The organism is Cellulomonas sp. P1_G12_2, from assembly GCF_056405535.1.
Genome location: NZ_JBFUBX010000001.1, coordinates 1,607,867 through 1,628,165 on the forward strand (window position 1 = coordinate 1,607,867; position 20,299 = coordinate 1,628,165).

Annotated in this window: 21 protein-coding genes; 10 read left to right on the forward strand and 11 right to left on the reverse strand. The window is 72.1% G+C overall.

The features are described from left to right. Positions 1-8: 8 nt before the first annotated feature. The 5 genes from AC1DXT_RS07570 (at position 9) to AC1DXT_RS07590 (ending at position 5,205) form a co-directional block, all read left to right on the forward strand. Positions 9-791, forward strand: a complete 783-nt coding sequence (locus AC1DXT_RS07570; protein ID WP_477060711.1) for a glycoside hydrolase family 16 protein — start codon at positions 9-11, stop codon at positions 789-791. A 105-nt stretch (positions 792-896) separates the two neighbouring features. Then, positions 897-1,418, forward strand: coding sequence for a hypothetical protein (locus tag AC1DXT_RS07575; RefSeq protein WP_477060712.1), 522 nt, complete (start codon positions 897-899; stop codon positions 1,416-1,418). 9 nt (positions 1,419-1,427) lie between these two features. Next, positions 1,428-2,840 (forward strand): flotillin family protein, encoded by a 1,413-nt coding sequence (locus AC1DXT_RS07580; RefSeq protein WP_477060713.1) that lies wholly within the window; start codon positions 1,428-1,430, stop codon positions 2,838-2,840. Between the two features lie 9 nt (positions 2,841-2,849). Further along, the gene (locus AC1DXT_RS07585; protein ID WP_477060714.1) at positions 2,850-3,662 is read left to right on the forward strand and encodes an alpha/beta fold hydrolase; all 813 of its coding nucleotides are present in this window, start codon (positions 2,850-2,852) and stop codon (positions 3,660-3,662) included. Continuing rightward, on the forward strand, positions 3,643-5,205 hold the full coding sequence (locus AC1DXT_RS07590) for a SpoIIE family protein phosphatase (RefSeq protein WP_477060715.1): 1,563 nt from the start codon (positions 3,643-3,645) through the stop codon (positions 5,203-5,205). Before AC1DXT_RS07585 ends, AC1DXT_RS07590 begins: the two co-directional genes overlap by 20 nt. A gap of 33 nt (positions 5,206-5,238) precedes the next feature. Here the strand turns inward: AC1DXT_RS07590 and AC1DXT_RS07595 are convergent, their stop codons facing one another. The 5 genes from AC1DXT_RS07595 to AC1DXT_RS07615 form a co-directional block, all read right to left on the reverse strand. Then, positions 5,239-6,528 carry a glycoside hydrolase family 6 protein gene (locus AC1DXT_RS07595; RefSeq protein WP_477060716.1) on the reverse strand — a complete coding sequence of 430 codons (1,290 nt, stop codon included), beginning with the start codon at positions 6,526-6,528 and terminating at the stop codon, positions 5,239-5,241. A 160-nt stretch (positions 6,529-6,688) separates the two neighbouring features. Further along, complete coding sequence (gene dhaK, locus AC1DXT_RS07600; protein WP_477060717.1) at positions 6,689-7,684, reverse strand: dihydroxyacetone kinase subunit DhaK; 996 nt, start codon at positions 7,682-7,684, stop codon at positions 6,689-6,691. 73 nt (positions 7,685-7,757) lie between these two features. Continuing rightward, positions 7,758-8,378 (reverse strand): dihydroxyacetone kinase subunit DhaL, encoded by a 621-nt coding sequence (dhaL, locus tag AC1DXT_RS07605; protein WP_477060718.1) that lies wholly within the window; start codon positions 8,376-8,378, stop codon positions 7,758-7,760. Positions 8,379-8,390: 12 nt separating this feature from the next. Next, positions 8,391-9,167 (reverse strand): HAD-IA family hydrolase, encoded by a 777-nt coding sequence (locus tag AC1DXT_RS07610; protein WP_477060719.1) that lies wholly within the window; start codon positions 9,165-9,167, stop codon positions 8,391-8,393. Continuing rightward, positions 9,164-10,024 (reverse strand): class II fructose-bisphosphate aldolase, encoded by an 861-nt coding sequence (locus tag AC1DXT_RS07615; RefSeq protein ID WP_477060720.1) that lies wholly within the window; start codon positions 10,022-10,024, stop codon positions 9,164-9,166. Before AC1DXT_RS07615 ends, AC1DXT_RS07610 begins: the two co-directional genes overlap by 4 nt. A gap of 113 nt (positions 10,025-10,137) precedes the next feature. Between AC1DXT_RS07615 and AC1DXT_RS07620 the strand changes: the two genes are divergently transcribed. Then, entirely contained in the window at positions 10,138-10,872 is a 735-nt protein-coding gene (locus AC1DXT_RS07620; RefSeq protein WP_477060721.1) for a GntR family transcriptional regulator, read from the forward strand. A gap of 1 nt (position 10,873) precedes the next feature. On the opposite strand, the gene AC1DXT_RS07625 is transcribed toward AC1DXT_RS07620, so the two are convergent. Both AC1DXT_RS07625 and AC1DXT_RS07630 read right to left on the reverse strand, forming a co-directional pair. Further along, complete coding sequence (locus AC1DXT_RS07625) at positions 10,874-12,178, reverse strand: NYN domain-containing protein (protein ID WP_477060722.1); 1,305 nt, start codon at positions 12,176-12,178, stop codon at positions 10,874-10,876. A 45-nt stretch (positions 12,179-12,223) separates the two neighbouring features. Next, positions 12,224-12,943, reverse strand: coding sequence for a Clp protease N-terminal domain-containing protein (locus AC1DXT_RS07630; RefSeq protein ID WP_477060723.1), 720 nt, complete (start codon positions 12,941-12,943; stop codon positions 12,224-12,226). Positions 12,944-13,006: 63 nt separating this feature from the next. Between AC1DXT_RS07630 and AC1DXT_RS07635 the strand changes: the two genes are divergently transcribed. After that, the gene (locus AC1DXT_RS07635; RefSeq protein ID WP_477060724.1) at positions 13,007-13,276 is read left to right on the forward strand and encodes an acylphosphatase; all 270 of its coding nucleotides are present in this window, start codon (positions 13,007-13,009) and stop codon (positions 13,274-13,276) included. 4 nt (positions 13,277-13,280) lie between these two features. Here the strand turns inward: AC1DXT_RS07635 and AC1DXT_RS07640 are convergent, their stop codons facing one another. After that, positions 13,281-13,955 carry a hypothetical protein gene (locus AC1DXT_RS07640; protein ID WP_477060725.1) on the reverse strand — a complete coding sequence of 225 codons (675 nt, stop codon included), beginning with the start codon at positions 13,953-13,955 and terminating at the stop codon, positions 13,281-13,283. A 77-nt stretch (positions 13,956-14,032) separates the two neighbouring features. Here AC1DXT_RS07640 and AC1DXT_RS07645 point away from each other — a divergent pair, with 77 nt between their 5' ends. From AC1DXT_RS07645 to AC1DXT_RS07655, 3 genes are all read left to right on the forward strand, one after another. Continuing rightward, a complete protein-coding gene (locus tag AC1DXT_RS07645) occupies positions 14,033-14,623 on the forward strand; it encodes a carboxymuconolactone decarboxylase family protein (RefSeq protein WP_477060726.1) in 591 nt (196 codons plus the stop codon). A gap of 119 nt (positions 14,624-14,742) precedes the next feature. Next, entirely contained in the window at positions 14,743-15,627 is an 885-nt protein-coding gene (locus AC1DXT_RS07650; protein WP_477060727.1) for a phosphodiester glycosidase family protein, read from the forward strand. Continuing rightward, positions 15,627-16,742 (forward strand): glycosyltransferase, encoded by a 1,116-nt coding sequence (locus tag AC1DXT_RS07655; RefSeq protein WP_477060728.1) that lies wholly within the window; start codon positions 15,627-15,629, stop codon positions 16,740-16,742. The genes AC1DXT_RS07650 and AC1DXT_RS07655 overlap by 1 nt, the downstream gene beginning before the upstream one ends. Here the strand turns inward: AC1DXT_RS07655 and AC1DXT_RS07660 are convergent. The 3 genes from AC1DXT_RS07660 to AC1DXT_RS07670 are packed head-to-tail and all read right to left on the reverse strand — an operon-like array spanning position 16,642 to position 20,221. Then, entirely contained in the window at positions 16,642-17,760 is a 1,119-nt protein-coding gene (locus tag AC1DXT_RS07660) for a bifunctional 2-methylcitrate synthase/citrate synthase (RefSeq protein WP_477060729.1), read from the reverse strand. The genes AC1DXT_RS07655 and AC1DXT_RS07660 overlap by 101 nt on opposite strands. 41 nt (positions 17,761-17,801) lie before the next feature. Next, positions 17,802-18,695, reverse strand: a complete 894-nt coding sequence (gene prpB, locus AC1DXT_RS07665) for a methylisocitrate lyase (protein WP_477060730.1) — start codon at positions 18,693-18,695, stop codon at positions 17,802-17,804. Beyond that, positions 18,695-20,221, reverse strand: coding sequence for an MmgE/PrpD family protein (locus AC1DXT_RS07670; protein WP_477060731.1), 1,527 nt, complete (start codon positions 20,219-20,221; stop codon positions 18,695-18,697). The genes prpB and AC1DXT_RS07670 overlap by 1 nt, the downstream gene beginning before the upstream one ends. Positions 20,222-20,299 lie beyond the last annotated feature (78 nt).

Genomic DNA, 20,299 nt, shown 5'->3' on the forward strand with positions numbered 1-20,299 from the left:
TGGGGTTCGTGACCGACCACCCCGACGGATGGGTGCTGGCCTTCGAGGACGACTTCGACGGCCCCGACCTCGATCCTGCCGTGTGGCTGCCGCACTACCTGCCGGCGTGGAGCTCGCGCGCGGCCACCGCGGCGTCCTACGAGCTGCGCGACTCGTGCCTGCACCTGCGCATCCCGCCCGACCGGGGCCTCTGGTGCGCGGACGACCACACGCCCCCGATGCGCGTGTCGGGCATCCAGTCCGGCAGCTGGTCCGGGCCGGTGGGCGGCACGCGCGGCCAGCAGCCGTACCGCGACGGGGTGCGCGTCCGCGAGGAGCAGGAGACGTTCTGGGGGTGGACCCCGTCCGGCGGGTACGTCGAGCTGCGGGCGCGTGCGGTGGTGACGCCGCGGTCGATGGTCGCGTTCTGGCTGGTGGGGCTGGAGGACGAGCCGCAGCGGTCGGCGGAGATCTGCGTCGCGGAGATGTTCGGGGACGCCGTCGAGCCGGGGTCCGCCGCGGTGGGCACCGGTCTGCACCCCTTCCGGGACCCGGCCGTCGTCGAGGACTTCGCGGCGGTCCGGCTCCCGCTCGACCTCGCCGCGCACCACACCTACGCGGTCGACTGGTCGCCGGAGGAGGCCACGTTCCTGGTCGACGGTGTGGTGGTCCGGCGGTGCGCGCGTCCTCCGTCGTACCCGATGCAGCTGATGCTCGCCGTCTTCGACTTCCCCGAGAGGTCCGTCGGCGACGACGCCGGTGCGGTGCCCGAGCTCGTCGTCGACCGGGTGCGGGGCTACGTGCGCCCCTGAACGGCCGTTCGTCACCCGTTCGCCTGCGATTCGCCCCCGCGGGGACCCCGCCACGCGGTATAACCGGTGCGCTGATCTCTCCGCCGACCCCGAGGACTCCACGGCATGCTGATCTTCTGGGTGATCGCCGGGGTCGCGCTCCTGCTGCTGGTCCTCACCGTCACCGTCGGCGACTTCCTCGACGGCGTGGTCGACGCGCTGGACTTCACCGGCGGGTACCTGTCGTCCACGGCGGTCCTGTCGTTCCTCGCCACGTTCGGCATCGTGGGAGGCCTGCTCCTCGCGACGACGGACGTCAGCGTGCTGGTCGCGTCGCTGGGCGGTGTCGTCGCCGGCGCCGTGGTCGGTGTCGGTGCGGGGGCCGCCACGCGCGCCCTGACGAACGGTCCGACCGCGCACCAGATCACCAGCAGCGACTACGTGGGCCAGTCCGCCACGGTCACCACGTCGATCCCGTCCGACGGGCTCGGTCAGATCTCGCTCGTCGTCGCCGGCCAGAGCACCGCGCTCGCCGCACGCGCCGACGGTCCGCTGCCCACCGGGTCCGGCGTCACCGTCGTGTCCAACCTCGGACCGGGCGTCGTCAAGGTCACCTCCACCCCTGTCTCATCGAACGAACCGAACTAGGAGCTCTCCGTGCCCGACAGCTGGCTGCCCGTCCTCGGCGTGGCAGGTCTCGTCCTCGTCGTCCTCGTCGTCGGAATCGCGATCGCGAAGCGGTACCGCGTCGCCAAGCCCAACGAGGCGTTCATCGTGACCGGCCGCAAGGGCAAGACGTCGGGTGACCTGTCCGGGCAGAAGGTGGTGACCGGCGGCGGGGTGTTCGTCCTGCCGTTCGTCCAGCAGCTCTCGGTGCTCGACATGTCCTCCCGCCGGATCACCGTCGAGGTCAACGGGGCGCCGTCCTCGCAGGGCATCGCGCTCAACGTCTCCGGCGTCGCGATCGTCAAGGTGCACAACGAGGACGTGTCCATCCGCGCGGCCGCCCAGCGGTTCGGCAGCCAGCAGGAGGAGATCGACAGCTTCACGACGAACCAGCTCTCCGGTGCGCTGCGAGCCATCGTCGGCAACCTCACGGTGGAGCAGGTCATCCGCGACCGCGAGTCGTTCTCGCAGCAGGTGCTCGAGTCGGTGACCGGCTCGCTGACCGCGCAGGGCCTGAGCCTCGACGCGTTCACCATCCAGGAGGTCACGGACCACGGCGGCGGCACGTACATCCTCGACATGGGCCGCGCGTCCGCCGCAGCGATCCGCCGAGAGGCCGAGATCGCGGAGGCCGAGGCACGCCGGCTGTCCGAGGAGAAGCGGATCGACGCCGAGACGCAGGTGGCCAACTACCAGCGCTCGCTCGACCTGCGACAGGCCGAGATCCTCGCCGAGACCGACCGCGCGAAGGCGTTGTCGGCGTCGGCGGGCCCGCTCGAGGCGGCCGCCCGGCAGCAGGAGATCCTCGCGCAGGAGGAGCTGGTGGCCCAGAGGCAGGCCGCGCTGACCGAGAGCCAGCTGGACACCACCGTGCGTCGGCCCGCCGACGCCGAGCGCTACCGGCTCGAGCAGCAGGCCGAGGCGCAGCGCGTGACCGCGGTCAAGGCGGCCGAGGCGGCCAAGTCGGAGAACGAGCTGCGCGGTGCGGGCGAGCTCGCGCTCCGGTCGGCGCAGGCCAAGGCCACCGAGCTCGAGGGTGCGGCCGAGGCCGCGGCGGTCCTCGCCCGCGGCAAGGCGGAGGCCGAGGCGCTGCAGAAGCGGGCCGAGGCCTACAAGGAGTTCAACCAGGCGGCCGTGTTCGACCGGCTCCTGGAGACGCTCCCGGAGATCGCCAAGCAGCTCGCGGCACCGATGGGGAACATCGACACCCTCACCGTCGTGTCCACCGACGGCGCGTCCGCGCTGCCCAAGGCGGTCGCGGGGAACTTCCTGCAGCTGCAGGAGCTCATCAAGTCGACCACCGGGCTGGACCTGACGCAGATCGTCTCGCAGCTCACGGAGTCGTCGTCCACCGTGGTGGTCCCGGCCGCGTCCACGAACGGCACGGCGACCTCCGCGGCCTAGTCTCGTGGCATGACCGTGCTCACCAGGAACAACGTCGTGCTCTCGGGCACCCCCGGTGCGCCGCCGATGGTGTTCGCCCACGGGTTCGGCTGCGACCAGAGCATGTGGCGGTTCGTCGCGCCGGCGTTCGAGGCGAGCCACCGGGTGGTCCTGTTCGACCACGTGGGCGCCGGCGGGTCGGACCTGACCGCCTACGACCCGCAGCGGTACGGCTCGCTCGACGGCTATGCGCAGGACGTCGTGCAGCTCCTGGACGAGCTGGACCTGGGGCCCGTGGTCTTCGTGGGTCACTCGGTGAGCTCGATGGTCGGGGCGCTCGCGGCGGCCGAGCGGCCGGACCTGTTCGACCGGCTGGTGCTCGTGGGTCCGAGCCCGCGGTACATCGACGACGCGGGCTACCGCGGTGGGTTCAGCGCGGCGGAGATCGACGAGCTGCTCGAGACGATGGACGACAACTACCTCGGATGGTCGGCGTTCATCGCGCCGGTGATCATGGGCAACCCCGGACGCCCTGAGCTGGGCGAGGAGCTGACCAACTCGTTCTGCCGTACCGACCCGGCCATCGCGCGCCGGTTCGCGCGGACCACGTTCCTGTCGGACAACCGCGCGGACCTCGCCCGGGTGCTCACCCCGGCGCTGGTCCTGCAGTGCCGCGAGGACGTCATCGCGCCGCCCGAGGTGGGCCAGTTCGTGCACGAGCACCTGGCGGCCAGCGAGCTCGTGCTCCTCGACGCCGTCGGGCACTGCCCCAACCTCAGCGCGCCCGACCAGGTGATCGCCGCCATCAGCGCCTACCTGTCGCATGCCGCCGCCCGGTCGTAGCGAAGCCTGGGACGTCGCGCCCGTCGCGCTGCTGCGGCTCGACGGCGACGGCGTCATCGTCGACGCCAACCTGGTCCTGCTGGAGTGGGTCGGTCGCGGGCCGCAGGACGTGCTCGCCGGCGTGCGGCTGAGCGAGCTGCTCTCGGTGGGCGGCCGGATCTACTGGGAGACGCACCTCTCGCCGCTGCTGCACATGCAGGGGCGGGTCGACGAGGTCGCCGTGGAGCTGCGCGGCGATGCCGGCCGTCTCCCGGTGCTCCTGTCCGCGGTGGTGCGGACGCTCGGCGGCGACCGCCGGATCGTCGACGTCGCCCTGTCCAGGGCCACGGAACGCTCGCGGTACGAGCGCGAGCTGCTCGCCGCGCGGGCGGCCGCCGAGCGGTCGACGGACCAGCTCCGCGCCCTGCAGGCCACCACAGCGGCGCTGTCCCGGGGCGTGGGCGCGGACGGCGTGGCCCGGGCACTGGTCCAGACGGCGGTGGCGGGGCTCGGGGCCTCGACGGCGACCGTGTGGATCGCGGCGGAGGACGGCAGGCTGGTGCGCACGGCATCCTCGGGGTCCGCGGGCCAGCACGCCGCCGATCCGCCCGACGAGCCCTGGGCGCCCGGTCCGCACGTGGCAGCCGGGCCGCCCCCGAGGCCGGTCGAGGCCGTCGAGGTGCATGCCGGAGGGGTGGTCGTCGTCGCGCTGGGTGATCCGGGTGCGCCGCTGGGCATCCTGGTGCTGGCTCCGCGAGCGGGGGAGGGCGACGACCCGCTGGACGTGGGGGTCCTCACGGCGGTGGGTCAGCAGGCGGGATTGGCGCTGGAGCGCGCGCGGATGTTCGACCAGAAGGCGTCGGTCGCGCACGAGCTGCAGCACGCTCTGCTCACCACGAACCTCCCGCCCGACGACCGGTTCACCGTCGTCACCGAGTACCGGCCCGGCGTGCAGGCCCTCGAGGTCGGCGGTGACTGGTACGACGCGTTCCTGCTCGACGACGACGTGCTCGCCGTGGCGGTGGGTGACGTCGTCGGCCGCGGGCTGCACGCCGCCACGGCGATGGGCCAGCTGCGCAGCGCGGTCCGCGCGGTCGCCGGCCCCGGCGTCGGTCCCGCGGAGCTGGTGCGCCGGCTCGACAGGTTCGTCGCCCGGGCCGGTGTCGGGTTCATGGCCACCTTGGCCTACGCGGAGATCGACCTGACCACGGGTCGTGTCCGGTACGCGTGCGCGGGCCACCTGCCACCGCTGAGGTTCCCTGCGCACGGCGCGCCGGAGTTCCTGTGGGAGGGCCGGTCGACGCCGCTGGGTGTCCGCTCCGTCCGGACGGAGGCCGAGGTCGACCTCGATCCGGAGGACCTGCTGATGCTCTACACCGACGGTCTGGTCGAGCGCCGGGGCCGGCCGTTGCTCGGCGGGCTCGAGGACCTCGCGGCTGCGGGCGCCGCGCTGCGGGAGAGCTCGGTGAGCGCGCTGGTCACGGGACTCCTCACGCACGCGGGGGACGAGCGCGACGACGTGTGCGTGCTCGTCGTTTCGTGGTCACCCCCGGACCGGCCCTGAGCGGCAGGGACCCAGGACCGGTCCGGGAGCAGGTCAGCTCGCCGGGTTGGCGTTGTGCACGAGCTCCAGGGCCATCTGCGGGAACCACTGGCCGGCGGCCGGGTCGGCGTAGCCGCGCACGGGGTCGATGCCGCCCTCGGGTGCCCACCGCGTGCACTCGCCGTCGGACTCGCCCGGGATCTTCACCCAGAGGTAGGCGTCCACGTACGGGTCACCGGTGCTGAGCGTCGGCTTCAGGCCGAGGCCGCGCTCCGGCGGGTTGCACCAGACCTGCGGGTCGCCGGCGGGGCTGCCCGGGGGAGCGGTCCACGGGCCCTGGCCGTTGCGGCTGGTGTCGATCACGGCGTGCGCGAGGACGTCCGGCCCGCTGGGCGGGTTGGCCGCGTTGGTGACGTTGTCCAGGTACCACTGGTCGGTCAGCCCCCAGGTGCTGAAGTCGGCCGGGTTCGCCGGGTAGTACTGGCTGGCGCAGTAGTCGAAGTGGCCGACGCGCCAGCCGCCCTCGGCGGTGTTGGTGCCGTACCAGAGGCACTGCGAGATCCAGGACGCGAACTTCGCCTGACGCTCGGTGGTCTCGTAGTTGGACACGTTGAGGAAGAACCCGTCGGTCTTCTCGACCCCGGCCTTGTGCAGCCGGTCGGCGATGTCCCCGGTACCGAGCCAGCCGCTGTGCGTCCCGTCGAGGTAGAGGGACACGTTCGGCAGCGCGGCCAACCGGTCGACGGCGCCGTTCAGCTGCGCGAACCGGTCGGCCGCCGCCGTCGCGGGGTCGAGGTCCGCGGGCTGGCACCACTCCTGGGCCCCGTTGATCGAGGTGTACCAGGGGATGATCCCGAGGCCGTCGGGCTCCAGCAGGACGATCGCCTTGCCGTCCCCGATACCGGCGGCGAAGCCGTCGATCCACGCCAGGTACGCCTCGGTGTCGAGCGCGCCGCCGGCGGAGTACTGCGCACAGTCGCGGAACGGCAGGTCGTAGGCGACCAGCACGGGCGTCGAGCGGGTGATCCGCGCCTGCTTCATCGTCTTCTTGACCGACTTCGTCACCTCGGCGGGCGTCCCGGAGGTGAACCACACGGCCTGCGGGGTGGCGACCATCTTCGTGATCGCCGCCGCGTCCGACCACTGGCGGGCCTTCACCAGCTGCTTGATCTGCGCGACCGCACCGTCGTTCGGCGGGGGCGTGAACAGCCGGGTGGCGGGGGCCGGATGGTGGTGACCGCGGCCGTCGTGGGCCGCGGCGGGCGCGGCAACGGCCAGTGAGAGCGCTACCACACTGGCGGCAGCGAGCAGCATCGAGCGCGTGCGGGACAGGGATCTGGACACGGAGTCTCCTACGTCGTTGTCGGATGACCGTTCGCGTGCAACGGGCGTGTTGGCCGTCCCTGAGAGCATGACAATTCGGACGGCCGCGCACAAGGTGTACCGGTAAGGAAAGGACCACGCGCGACGAGATGCGGGTGTCGCCGCGCGTGGCCGTCGGTGCTCAGAACACGCGGTTCGCGATCTCCGCGGGTGCCATCAGCAGGTCCGTGATCTCGTCGTCGAGCTTGACCAGCGTGAGCGACGCACCTGCCATGTCGAGCGACGTGCAGTACTCGCCCACGTAGCTGCGGCCCACGGTGATGCCCTGCGCAGCCAGCTTCTCGTGCGCCAGCCCGTACAGCAGGTACAGCTCGCTGATCGGGGTGCCGCCGAGGCCGTTGATCATGAGCGCGACCGTGTCGCCCGAGGAGTACGGCAGGTCCGGGACGACCGCGCCCAGCAGCTCGTCGACGATCTCGTCGGCGCTCACCAGCTTGGCGCGTCGGCGGCCGGGCTCGCCGTGGATGCCGACACCGACCTCCATCTCGTCGTCGGCCAGCTCGAACAGGGGGGAGCCCTTGGCAGGCGGCGTGCACGGGGTCAGGGCGATGCCCATGGTCCGCGTGACGGAGTTGACCTTTTCGCCGATCCGCACCAGCTCCTCCAGCGACGCACCGTTCTCGGAGGCGGCGCCGACGGCCTTCATGACGAAGAAGTTCCCCGCGACGCCTCGTCGGCCCACCGTCCACGTCGAGTCCTTGACCGCGACGTCGTCGTTGATGAACAGCGTCCTGACGTTCAGCCCCTCGGCCTCGGCCAGCTCGGCGGCCATCTCGAACGCCATCTTGTCGCCGGTGTAGTTGTTGACCAGCAGCAGGACGCCCTTGTCCGAGGCCAGCAGCTTGGCGGTCTCCAGCACGTACTCCATGGGCGGCGCCGCGAACACGTCACCGGGACACGCGCCGTCGAGCATGCCCCTTCCGACCACCATGACGTGCGCGGGCTCGTGCCCCGACCCGGACCCCTGGATGATCGACACCTTGTCGTGGCGGGGGGCGTCCGCCCGCATGATCAGGTTGTACTCGGGCACGTAGCGCAGGGTGTCGGGGTTGGCCAGCGCGATGCCCTTGAGCATCTCGGGGACGAAGTTCTTCGGGTCGTTGACGAACTTCTTCATCAGTCGTTCCTCCACATCGTCGTGTTGTCCAGACCTGTCGCCGCGCCGCCCCCGGAGCGCGGACGTGGGGGTGTCACCAGGTGTCGGCGACGCGCTCGGCCAGCACGGCGACCGCGACCGCACCCGGGTCGAGCGAGCCGATGCTGCGCTCGCCGGTGTACGACGCGCGGCCGCGTCGGGCCTGCATCGGCCGGGTCGCCTCGGCGGCCTCGCGCGCGGTGACGGCCGCGGCCTTCGCGATGTCCGCGGGCGCGGTGCCGGCCCCGAGCTCGCGCTCGATGGTGTCGGTCATCGGCGCCAGGGCGTCGAGCAGGGTCTTCTCGCCCAGGTCTGCGCCGCCGCGCGCCTTGATCCCCTCGATCGCGGCGCGCAGCATCGCGACGACGTCGTCGCCGGTGATCTCCTGCTTGCCCTTGACCTGCCCCGCCGCCCGCAGGAACGCGGTGCCCCAGATCGGCCCGGACGTCCCGCCGATCCGCCCGCTCATCACGACGGCCACCTTCTGCAGGAACGTGCCGGTGTCGGTGCGGTCGAAGTCGTCCCACTGGGCCAGCACGTTCTCGAAGCCGCGCGCGAGCGAGAAGCCGAAGTCCCCGTCGCCGACGACGGAGTCGAGCTCCCCGAAGTACTTCTCGTTCTCGATGCAGGTCTGCGTGATGGTGCGGACGACGGACTCGACGCGGGCATCGGACACGGGCGGGACCTCTCAGGGAGTGGTGAGGAGCTGGTCGAGGTGGGGCAGGGTGACCTCGCCGTCGACGACGAGGTGGTGAGGGTTGGCCAGCACGGTGGCCGGCTGGTCGGGGAGGTCGCCGAGCGAGCTGACGACGAGCGACGCGCCGGTGAAGTCCTCGTCGGCGGTGTAGCTGCTGACGGTGACGACGGTGCGCAGGCCGGCACCGAGCGCGGCGCGCAGGCCGTTGGCGCTGTCCTCGACGACGATCACCTCCTCGGGACCGACGCCGAGCTCGCGCAGGGCCAGCAGGTAGATGTCGGGCGCGGGCTTCTTGGCGGGCACCACGTCGCCGGCGAACACGGCGAACCGGCTCGCCTGGTCCGCGCCGACCGCGTGCTCCAGCACCGCCCGGACCGACGCCTCCGCCGACGTGGACGCGACTGCGAGCCGCCAGCCCGCCGCGGACACCTCCGCCACGATGCGCGCGATGCCGGGTCGCCCGGGCATCACCCCGGCCGCGACCATCTCCGTGTAGTGCGCCGTCTTCGCCTTGTGCCAGCGGGCGACCAGGTCCCGCTGCTCGTCGGGGTCGGTGGGCAGGTGCGCGGTCTCGACGAACGCCGGCGTGAACACGGTCGCCAGCCGCTCCTTGCCCCCGCCGATCGCGAGCAGGTGCCCGTACTCCTCCTCGCTCCAGTGGATCGGGAGGCCGGCCTCCTCGAACGTCCGGTTGAACGCCGGCAGGTGCCCGTCCCGCTCGGTGTCGGCCAGCACGCCGTCGCAGTCGAACACCAGCGCGGGGCTCACGACGACGCCTTCCCGGCCGCGCCGAACTCCTCGATGTGCACGGCGATCGCGGCCTGCACGGCCTGCGAGATGTCCCGGAACATCGACGGCGGGTCCCACTTGTCGCGCGCGCGCGCCTCGGCCAGGTGCTTCTCGGCGGACCGCATGTAGGCGACCTTGACGCCGGTCGAGATGTTGATCTTGGAGACCCCGGCGGCGATGAACGTCGCGAAGTCCTCGGCCGACAGCCCGGTGCCGCCGTGCAGCACGATCGAGCGGTCGGTGAGGGCGGCCAGCTCGCGGACGCGTCCGGGCAGCAGGACCGGCTGCGCCTTGTACTCGCCGTGCGCGGTGCCCAGCTGGGGAGCCAGCAGGTCGACGCCGGTGCGCTCGGCGACCGCGGCGAGCGTGGCGACGTCGTAGGAGTGCAGGCTGACGTCGGAGCCGACGCCGTCCTCCACGCCGATGATGTTCTCGATCTCCGACTCGACGTCGACGCCCGCCGCGTGGGCCTCCGCGACCACCTCGGCGGTCTCCTTCTCGGCGGTCTCCAGGTCCCGGTCGGAGGCATCGAACAGCACCGACGACCACCCGGCGCGGACCACGTCGGAGATGACCGCACGGTCGGGGCAATGGTCGAGGTGCAGGGCGACGGGCACGGGGACGTCCGCCGCGGCGTGCCGGAACATCGTGGTGATCAGGTCGGTGCCGATCGAGCGGACCGTCTTGACGGAGATCTGGATGATCATCGGCGAGCTCGCGGCCACCGCGGCGGCGATCACGGCGCGCAGGCTCAGGTCGTCGAGGATGTTCACCGCCGGCACCGCGTACCCCTGCTCGCGCGCGGCACGCGTCATCGTCAGCGTCGACGAGATCATGCTCAGCCCTCCCCGGGGAGCGACCCTGCGTGACCAGGACCGCATCGTCCCGATCTGTCCGCAGTCTAGACAGGTCTACTCATGGCAGACCAGAGCATGGAAGTCTTGGCCTCATGACGGAGGTCCTGGCGCGGGAGTCGGCCGTGCCGCTCTACGCGCAGCTCGAGCAGATCCTGCACGCCCGGATCACCAGCGGCGAGTGGGTGCCCGGCCAGCGGATCCCGTCGGAGAACGAGCTCAACCGCATCTACGGCCTCAGCCGCATGACCGTGCGTGGCGTGCTGACCAAGCTCGTCGGCGACGGCCTGCTGGTCCGCGTGCCGGGCAAGGGCACCTACGTGGCCACGCCGAAGATCAGCGCGGTCTCACCGGCCTACCGCGGCGTGCGCGAGCAGCTGGAGGGCCTCGGCTACGAGACGTCCACGCGGCTGGTGTCCCTGGCGCTCGAGACGCCGTCGTCCGGTGTGCGCGAACGGCTGGCGCTCGGCGAGGGCGACGAGACATACGTGATCGTCCGGGTCCGGTCCGTCCAGGGTGAGCCGATCAGCCTCCACCACTCCTACGTCCCGGCCCGGCTGGCGCCCGCGCTCGACCAGCACGACGTCGTGGCCAACCAGCTCTGCGTCGTGCTCGAGGAGCACTACGGGCTGCCCATGAAGCGGGTGCACGAGGAGCTCGAGGCCGTCGCGGTGAGCACCGCCGACGCCAAGCACCTGGGCATGCGCCGCGGAGACCCCGCCCTGCAGCTGCAGGACGTGATCTCCGACGCGCTCGCGCGTCCGTTCGAGTACTCGTCGATCGTGTTCCGCGGGGACCGGATGCGGCTGCGGTTCGACTACGACCGCTGAGTCAGCTCTCCAGCAGCCCGCCGCCCACCCAGGCGCCGATGGCGGCCGCGTCGCTGGGGCTCAGCTGCATCCGGGCGCCGCGGCACAGGCCGACCACGTTGTCCGCCCACGCCAGCGCCAGGTCGGACGCCTTGGTGGTCGGCTTCAGCTCGAGGCCGGCGAAGATGATGCCGCCGATGACGAAGTTCACGGTGGAGCGGCCCACCTGCGCGCCCGCCTTCCGGCACGCGTCGCGCACGCGCCGGGACGTCTCGGCGCGGTCGAACGGGTGGGCCTTGAGGTCGGCGGCCAGCGCGGTGAGGAGCACCCGGTAGTTCGAGGCACTGAGCCCGGGGGTGTCGGTAACCGCGACGACCTGGCGCTGGAGCGCGCTCGACGACGTGTCCGCGACGGCGCCGGGCAGGTCGGCCTCGCCGAAGCGGTTGGCGTCCCAGACGAACCCGGGCGGTCGCGACGAGACACCGACCTCCGGGACGTTGCGGGCCAGCCAGGGCAGGAAGCCACCGGCGCCGCCCCACCGGGTCTCGGGCAGGGTCGGCTCGGTCTTCTGCGCCAGCTGCGCGATGGTGCCCAGCGGCACCGGGCGGTCCGCGGCCTGCACGCGCTGGAGCACGGCCTTGCGCGCGGCCGAGCTCGGGGGAGGCGTGGCGGCGGCGGTCTTCTTGGTCGGCGCCTTCGCGGGAGCCTCCGCGGGTGCCTCGACGGCGGCCGCGACCTCCTCGACCACGGTCTCGACGTCCAGCGTCGACGCCGTGTGGGTCACCAGCTCCGCGAGGTCGTCGGCCGTGATGACGGTGTCGGCCACCGACCGGTAGGCCGCCGCGGCCGGGCTGGCGGTGATGATGGTGACCCGGCGGTCCGCGGCGCGGCAGCGCAGCGCCAGGGGAGTGAAGTCGGCGTCGGCCGACACGATGACGAACTCCTCGTACTGCGTGGACGCGGCCAGGGCGTCGACGGCGTCGAGGACGAGGTTGATGTCGGCGCTGCTCTTGCCCTGCTGGGTCAGCGACGGGCAGTCGACCACCTGGAAGCCGGCGCGCGTGAAGTTGGGCCGGAACTGCGAGAACCGCGACGGGTTCAGGTAGCAGGCGCGGATCAGGAAGCGGCGGCTGAACTCGCCCTCGGAGTCGGTGCCGGTCTCCAGCTCGCTGAGCCAGTGGGCCGGGTTGGTGGCGAACGCCTCCGCGGCCACGGGGTCCAGGCGCTGCAGCCCGATGTAGACGTTGTCGAAGTCGACGAACATGGCGGTGCGAAAGCGGCGGCCCGCATCCGTCCGGTCGGCAGGGGTCACGCTCGGGGAGGTCACCCGAGCATCTTCCCTGCTCTGGGGGACGGATGCGTACCGCGCACCTCACTCCGCGGTGTCGGCCTCGTCCCGCGCGGCGACGACGAACGCCTCCACGACGGCCTTGTCGAGCCCCAGCGTCGCCACGGGACCGGTGCCGTCGTCGGCCTCCAGGAGCGCGAGCAGCACGTGGCCGGTGTCGACGTGCTCGTCGTCCAGCCGCACGGCCTCGCGGAACGTCAGCTCCAGCGCCTTCTTGGCACCGGCGTCGAAGGGCACGAGGTCGGGGACGGGGGCGACCGAGGGCGCCAGGCCGGCTGTGAGCGTCCGGCGGGCGTCGTCCAGCGAGGTGACCTGCGCCGCGACGGCCTGGGCGGCGACGTCGTCGGGGGCCGCGAGCAGGCCGAGGGCGAGGTGGGCCGTCGTGATCTCGGTGTTGCCGGCCGTGTGCGCCTCGTTCTGCGCGGCCACGACGACGTTGCGGGCGGCCTCGGTGTAGCGCCCGAAGCCCTGGCTCGTGTCGGGGGCCCCGGGGTCCTTGGCGACGAACCGCTTCTGCGCGGCCTGCTTGGTCACCCCCATGTTGGCTCCGATCTCCGTCCACGACGCGCCGGACCGCCGCGCCTGGTCGACGAAGTGGCCGATGAGGTGGTCGGCGACGTCGCCGAGCGCCTGCGCGGTGAGCACCGCGGTCGACAGCTGGTGGAGCACGGTGGGCTGGGAGGTGGTGATGGCGTCGATGAGGTCGTCGAGCCGGACGGGGTTCTGGACGCGGGTTGTCGTCATGCGTCAACCCTAGGTTGACGGATCGTCGATCGTCAACCGTGGGTTGACGGGCACACTGGAACGGTGATCCGCCGCCACGTCGTCGTCCACGGGTTCGTGCAGGGCGTCGGCTATCGCTGGTCCCTGTCCCACGAGGCCCGTCGGCTCGGCGTGCGCGGCTGGACGCGCAACCGGGCCGACGGGACCGTGGAGGCCGCGTTCGAAGGGGCCGAGGATGCCGTCGACTCCCTCGTCGCGTGGTGCCGCTCGGGCCCCCGGGGCGCCGACGTGTCGCGCGTCGACGTCACCGAGGAGGCGCCCGAGGGGCTGGCCCGCTTCACGATCGAGCCGTAGGAGGTCAGCGGATCCAGACCCGCAGCGGGCCGACGGTCTCGAAGCCGGTCGCGATCGGCGGCGCCAGGTCGGCGCCCGACTCGTAGCCGACCAGCGGGTGCGCGCCCAGCTCTCGACGGGCGACCACGGCGAGATCGGCCCAGACGGCCTCGGGGTCCGCGCGCAGCACCCGCACGTTCGAGACCCCGACCACCGTCCGCGGCCCGTCGCCCGAGCGGTTGAGCGCGGCGACCGCGACCGGCCCCTCGTCGTCCTCGGCGAGCACGAGGCGCACCCCGGGGTCGTCGAGCACGGCCGCACCGACGACCCGCGAGCCATGCGCAGCCCACCATCGCGGGAGCGTCGTCGCCTCGACCGACCGCCACGGCAGCCGGGGTGCTCCCGGCTGCGCCGCGGCGCGGGCCAGCCAGCGGGCCTCGAACAGCACGGTGTACCCGTGCGGCGCCAGGTCGAGGTCCGCGAACGAGTCCTTGACCGAGGCGCCCGCGGAGTCGTCGACGGAGCCCAGCACCTCGTGGGCCGGCACCCCCGGGCGCAGCGTGACCCCGTCCGGGTACGCCTCGGGGGAGCGGGTCGGCGTCGACCAGAGCCCCGCGCGGGTCCTCGTCGGCAGTCCGGCCGTGTGGCAGACCAGATCGCACCATGCGGCGTTGTTGGCGGCGGCCGAGGAGGCGTCCATGAGCGTTCATCCTGTCGGGCCGCACCGCGGAGCGCGATGATCGGCACGGCACGCCCCACCCGCGAGGAGGACGACGCATGGCATGGATCAGCGGCGCGACGACGGACGACGACCCGGCCGGCGAGGTGGCCGCGGCGTTCGAGAAGGACCGGGCAGCGCTCGGGCACGTCGCCAACTACACCCGGGTGTTCGCGCACCGGCCGGAGGTCCTGCGCGGGTGGCAGGGGCTGAACCGGGCGATCAAGGGGATGGACCCGCGGCGCTACGAGGTGGCGACGACCGCGGCGGCGCTGCGTCTGCGGTCGAGCTACTGCGCGCTGGCGCACGGTGACGTCCTCGCGTCGACGCACATGAGCCCCGACGCGGTGCGGGCGCTGGCGCAGGGCGGCGAGTCGGACGAGCTGACGGAGGTGGACCGCGCTGTCGCGCGGCTGGCCGGCACGGTGGCGGCGGGCGCCGCCGACATGCGTCCGGAGGATCTCGACGAGCTGCGCACCCTCGGGTTCGCCGACGACGAGATCCTCGACGTGGTGCTTGCCGCAGCAGCCCGGTGCTTCTTCAGCACGGTTCTGGACGCGGTCGGTGCGCAGCCCGACGCCGCGTACCGGGAGCTGGGCGCGCCGCTTCGTGAGGCGCTGACGGTGGGTCGGCCCATCGCCGAGGACTGACCGCACAGGAGCCGCACAGCGGGCGCAACGACGGGCGACAGTCCCGCTCCCTAGACAAGGGGCATGAAGAAGCGCACCCCCTCCGTCGCACCGTCCTGGTCGGTGTCCTGACGCTCTCGTTGTCCGTCGTCGGTGCGGGCGCCTGGGCCCTCGACCGGTTCGTGATCGAGCACGTCGAGATCTCCGACGTGCAGGCGTACGAGGCCAGCCAGGGCACGACGGCGTCCGCTGGTTCGTCGTCGGCCGACGCCGTGATCACCGACACGTCCTACGAGTCCTCGTCGTCCGCCATCTCGATCTCCACCGTCACCACCGGATCGGGCGACGACACCGTGACCTACTACGTCGCCGACGTCACGCTCACCGACGCGACGGCCCTGCGGTCGGCGTTCGCGCAGAACAGCTTCGGCCTGAACATCACCGAGGACACCTCGGACATCGCCGCGGACAACGGAGCGGTGTTCGCGATCAACGGCGACTACTACGGGTTCCGCGACACGGGGATCGTCATCCGCAACGGGGTGGTCTACCGCGACGAGGGCGCCCGCGAGGGCCTCGCCTTCTCCACCGACGGGCACGTCGAGGTGTACGACGAGACCGCCACGAGCGCCGACGAGCTGGTGGCCGCCGGCGTCTGGAACACCCTGTCGTTCGGGCCGGCGCTGCTCGAGGACGGGCAGGTGGTCGACGGGATCGAGGACGTCGAGGTCGACACGAACGTGGGCAACCACTCGATCCAGGGCGAGCAGCCGCGGACCGCGATCGGGGTGATCGACGACAACCACCTGGTGTTCGTCGTCGTCGACGGGCGCAGTCCCGGGTACAGCGCCGGGGTGACGCTCACCGGGCTGGCCGAGATCATGCAGGACCTCGGGGCGACGACCGCGTACAACATCGACGGCGGAGGCTCGTCGACCATGTACTTCGACGGGGCGCTCGTGAACGACCCGCTCGGCAAGGGCCAGGAGCGCGGCACGTCCGACATCCTGTACATCGCGGGCTGATGACGATGTACGTACTGATCCCGGCCTACGAACCCGACGACCGGCTGGTGTCCCTGGTCGCCGCCCTGCGCTGCGCCGACCTCGAGGTCCTCGTGGTCGACGACGGCAGCGGACCCGGCTACGCCGCGACCTTCGACGAGGTCCGCGCGCTGGGCGCGACGGTGCTCGAGCACGCCACGAACCGGGGCAAGGGGCACGCGCTCAAGGCTGGGTTCGCGTGGCTGGCCGAGCACCGGCCGGGCAGCGACGTCGTGTGTGCCGACTGCGACGGCCAGCACCTGGTCCGGGACGTCGTGCGCGTGGCGGAGCGGGTGGCCGAGGCGGACGGCGCGATGGTGCTCGGGGCGCGACGCTTCACCGGCCACGTGCCGCTGCGCAGCCGGTGGGGCAACGCGATCACCGGCGTGCTGGTGCGGACGGCCACGGGGCTGCCCGTGCGCGACACCCAGACAGGCCTTCGCGGCTATCCGGCGTCGATGCTCGGGTGGCTGCAGACGGTGGGCGGCGAGCGGTTCGAGTACGAGCTGGACCTGCTGCTGCGCGCGTCGCAGGACGGGTTCGCCGTCGAGGAGGTCGAGATCCAGACGGTCTACCTCGACGAGAACGCGTCGTCACACTTCCGGCCGGTGATCGACTCCGCCCGGGTGTACGCGCCCCTGCTGCGGTTCTCGCTGTCGTCGTTCGGGTCGTTCCTCGTCGACACGGTCACGCTGCTCGCCCTGTTCGCGGTCACCGGCGCTTTGCTCCCATCCGTGGTCGCGGCGCGCGTGCTGAGCTCGTCGGTCAACTTCGCGGCCAACCGTCGTCTCGTCTTCGCCGGCGGCCGCGCGAAGTCCCTGCGCGCGGCCGCCACCCAGTACGGCGTGCTCGCGGCCACGATGCTCGCCGCGAACTTCGGCATCCTCACCGCCCTGACGGGCCTCGGCGTCGCCCTGCTGCCCGCGAAGGTGCTCACCGAGGTGGCCCTGTTCGCGGCCAGCTACCAGCTGCAGCGGACGGTGGTGTTCGCCGCGCCTACGGCACGTCCCGCCGCGCCGGCCCCACGTACCGGCTCAGCGGCCGGATCAGCGAGTTCGCACTCAGCTGCTCCATCACGTGCGCCGTCCACCCCGTGACCCGGCTGGCGACGAACAGCGGCGTGAACGTGGGGGTGTCGAAGCCCATCAGGTGGTACGCGGGCCCGGTGGGGTAGTCGAGGTTGGGCAGGATGTTCTTGCGCTCGGTCATCGCGCTCTCGAGGGCGGCGTACAGGGCCAGCAGGTCGGGCCGGTCGTAGTGCTCGACGAGGGTCACCAGCGACTCGTGCATCGTCGGGACCCGGGAGTCGCCGTGCTTGTAGACGCGGTGGCCGAAGCCCATGATCTTGCGCTTGTGCGCCAGCGCGTCGTCCAGCCAGGCGGCGGCCTTGTCGGCCGTGCCGATCTCGGCGAACGTCGCCATGACCGCCTCGTTGGCCCCCCCGTGCAGCGGACCCTTGAGGGCGCCGATCGCGCCGACGACCGCGGAGTGCAGGTCCGACAGGGTGGACGCGATGACCCGGGCGGTGAACGTGGACGCGTTGAACGAGTGCTCGGCGTACAGGATCATCGACACCTCGAACGCGTGCACCACGACGGGGTCGGGCACCTCGCCGAACGTCATCCAGAGGAAGTTCTCCGCGAACCCGAGGTCGTCACGGGGCGCGACCGGGTCCTGACCGCGACGGCGGCGCTGGTCGAGCGCCACGATCCCGGGGATCTGGGCCAGGAGGTGCACGGACTTGGCCAGGTTGGCCTCGCGCGACGAGTCCTGCTCGGTCGGGTCGTGCGCACCGATCACGCTGACCGCCGTGCGGACGACGTCCATCGGGTGGCAGGTGGTCGGCAGCGCGAGCACGGCGTCCACCACCGCTCCGTCCAGCACGCGCTGCGACCGCCCGGAGGTCTGCAGCTCGGCCAGCTGCGCGGCGTCGGGCAGCTCGCCGTGCCACAAGAGGTACGCGACCTCCTCGAAGGAACGCTGCGCGGCGAGCTGCTGGACGGGGTAGCCGCGGTAGAGCAGCGAGTTGCTCTCGGCGTCGACCGAGGAGATCTCGGTGGTGTCGACGACCACGCCGGCGAGGCCCTTGTGGATCTGGGTGTCGGACTCGGTCATACGGTCTGCCTCCATCGTCGTTGACGGGACGTTCCTGCTGGTCAGAGCTTGAAGTTGAACACATTCGCGTCGAAGGTGCCGTATGCCTCGTAGTCCAGGAGCTCGTACAGCTCGGCGCGCGTCTGCATGCGGTCCAGCAGACCGGCTTGCGTGCCCTCCGCGCGGATGGTGTCCAGGCCGGCCATCGCGGCGCCCATCGCCAGGCGCAGCAGGGTGACCGGGTAGATCACGATGTTCATGCCGATGTCCTCGAGCTGGCGGGCCGTGAGCAGCTCGCCCTTGCCGAACTCCGTCATGTTGGCCAGCAGGGGCACGTCGACGGCGGCGCGCACGGCGGCGAACTCGTCGGGTCCTGTCATCGCCTCGGGGAAGATCGCGTCCGCGCCCGCGTCGACCAGCGCCTTGGCCCGGTCCACCGTGGCGGCCAGACCGTCGACCGCGCGGATGTCGGTGCGGGCGATGACCAGGAAGTTCGGGTCGCGGCGTCCGTCGACGGCTGCGCGGATCCGCTTGAGCGCGGTGTCCTCGTCGACCACGGCCTTGCCGTCCAGGTGCCCGCAGCGCTTGGGGTTGACCTGGTCCTCGATGTGGCAGCCGGCCAAGCCCGCGTCCTCGAGCCCCTGGATGGTGCGCGCGACGTTCATGGGCTCACCGAAGCCGGTGTCCGCGTCGACGATCGAGGGCAGCGCGGTCATCCGGGCGATCTGGCCGGCGCGCTGGGTGACCTCGGTGGCGGTCGTCAGGCCGATGTCCGGCAGGCCCAGGTCCGCGGACAGCACGGCGCCGGAGACGTAGACCCCGTCGAAGCCCTTGGCCTCGATGAGCCGCGCCGACAGCGGGTTGAACGCGCCGGGCAGCTGCAGCAGCCGACCCGAGGCCAGACCCTCGCGCAGGGCGACGCGCTTGTCCGCCGGTGTGGCGGTCGCGTAGAGCATCAGAACAGTCCTTCCGGGGTGACGACCGACTCCAGCAGGCCGGCGGGCGCGACGACCGTCAGGCCGGCCAGCTCGTCGGCGCTCAGGGACGGCAGCCGCTGGGCGACGTCGAGGAACCGCTCGATCTCGGCCTGGTCCAGCACCCCCGCGGCGAGGGAGCGGAACTTCGCCACGTACTGCGCGCGGGCGAACGGCCGGGCGCCCAGCGGGTGGGCGTCGGCCACGGCGAGCTCGGCGACGACGACCTCGCCGCCGGTGGTCGTGATCTCGACGCGGCCACCGAACGCCTTCTGCGCGGGGTCGCTCGAGTGGTACCGGGCGGTCCAGGCGGGGTCCTCGGTGGTCGTGACCTTCTGCCACAGCTCCACGGTGTCCGGTCGAGCGGCGCGGTCGGGTGCGTAGGAGGCGACGTGGTCCCACACTCCGTCCTGCAGCGCGACGGTGAAGATGTACGGGATCGAGTGGTCGAGCGTCTCGCGTGACGCCGTCGGGTCGTACTTCTGCGGGTCGTTCGCGCCGGAACCGATCACGTAGTGCGTGTGGTGCGACGTGTGGATGACGATCGACGCCACGTTGTTCGGGTTGGTCAGGTCCGGACGCTCGCGGTGCAGGCTGCGCGCCAGGTCGATGAGCGCCTGCGACTGGTACTCCGCCGAGTGCTCCTTGGTATAGGTGTCGAGGATCGCCGTCTTGGGCTCGCCGGGCGCCGGCAGCGGCACGTCGTACGCGGCGTCGGGACCGTCGAGCATCCAGGCGATCACCCCGTCCTCGCCCTCGTAGATGGGGGTCGGCGACGTCTCGCCGCGCATCGCCCGGTCGACCGCCTCGATGGCGACCTTGCCCGCGAACGCCGGGGCGTAGGCCTTCCACGACGAGATCTCGCCCTTGCGCGACTGCCGCGTGGCCGTCGTCGTGTGCAGTGCCTGGCCGACCGCGTGGAAGATCACCTCGGGAGACAGCCCGAGCAGCGTGCCCAGGCCGGCGGCGACCGACGGGCCGAGGTGCGCGACGTGGTCGATCTTGTGCTGGTGCAGGCTGATCGCGCGCACCAGGTCGACCTGGATCTCGTAGCCGGTGGCGATCGCCCGGACCAGCGCCGCCCCGTCGCGACCGGTGTGCTGCGCGACCGCGACGATCGGCGGGATGTTGTCGCCCGGGTGGGAGTAGTCGGCCGCGAGGAACGTGTCGTGGTAGTCGAGCTCACGCACGGCGACGCCGTTGGCCCAGGCCGCCCACTCGGGGCTGACGCGGGTGGTGGGCGCGACGCCGGAGATGGTCGCGCCGTGCCTGGGCCCCGCGTACGGGTGCGCGAGCGCCTGCGCCCGGGCGGTGGACGGGGGGGTGCGCGTCAGCGACGCGACCGTGACGGCGGCGTTGTCGATGACCCGGTTGATGATCATGTCGACCACGGCGTCCGGGACCTCGACCGGGTCGGCGGCGACCTCGGCGATCTTCCACGCGAGCTGGTCGGTCCGGGCCAGCCGGTCCGCGCTGGGGTGGATGCGCACGGCGTGCGTCTGGGTCATCCGTTCCTGCCTCTCGGTGCGTCGGTCGTCCGGCGTCGCACGACCACGGACCGAGGGTAGTGCGCTCCGCCGGTGTCG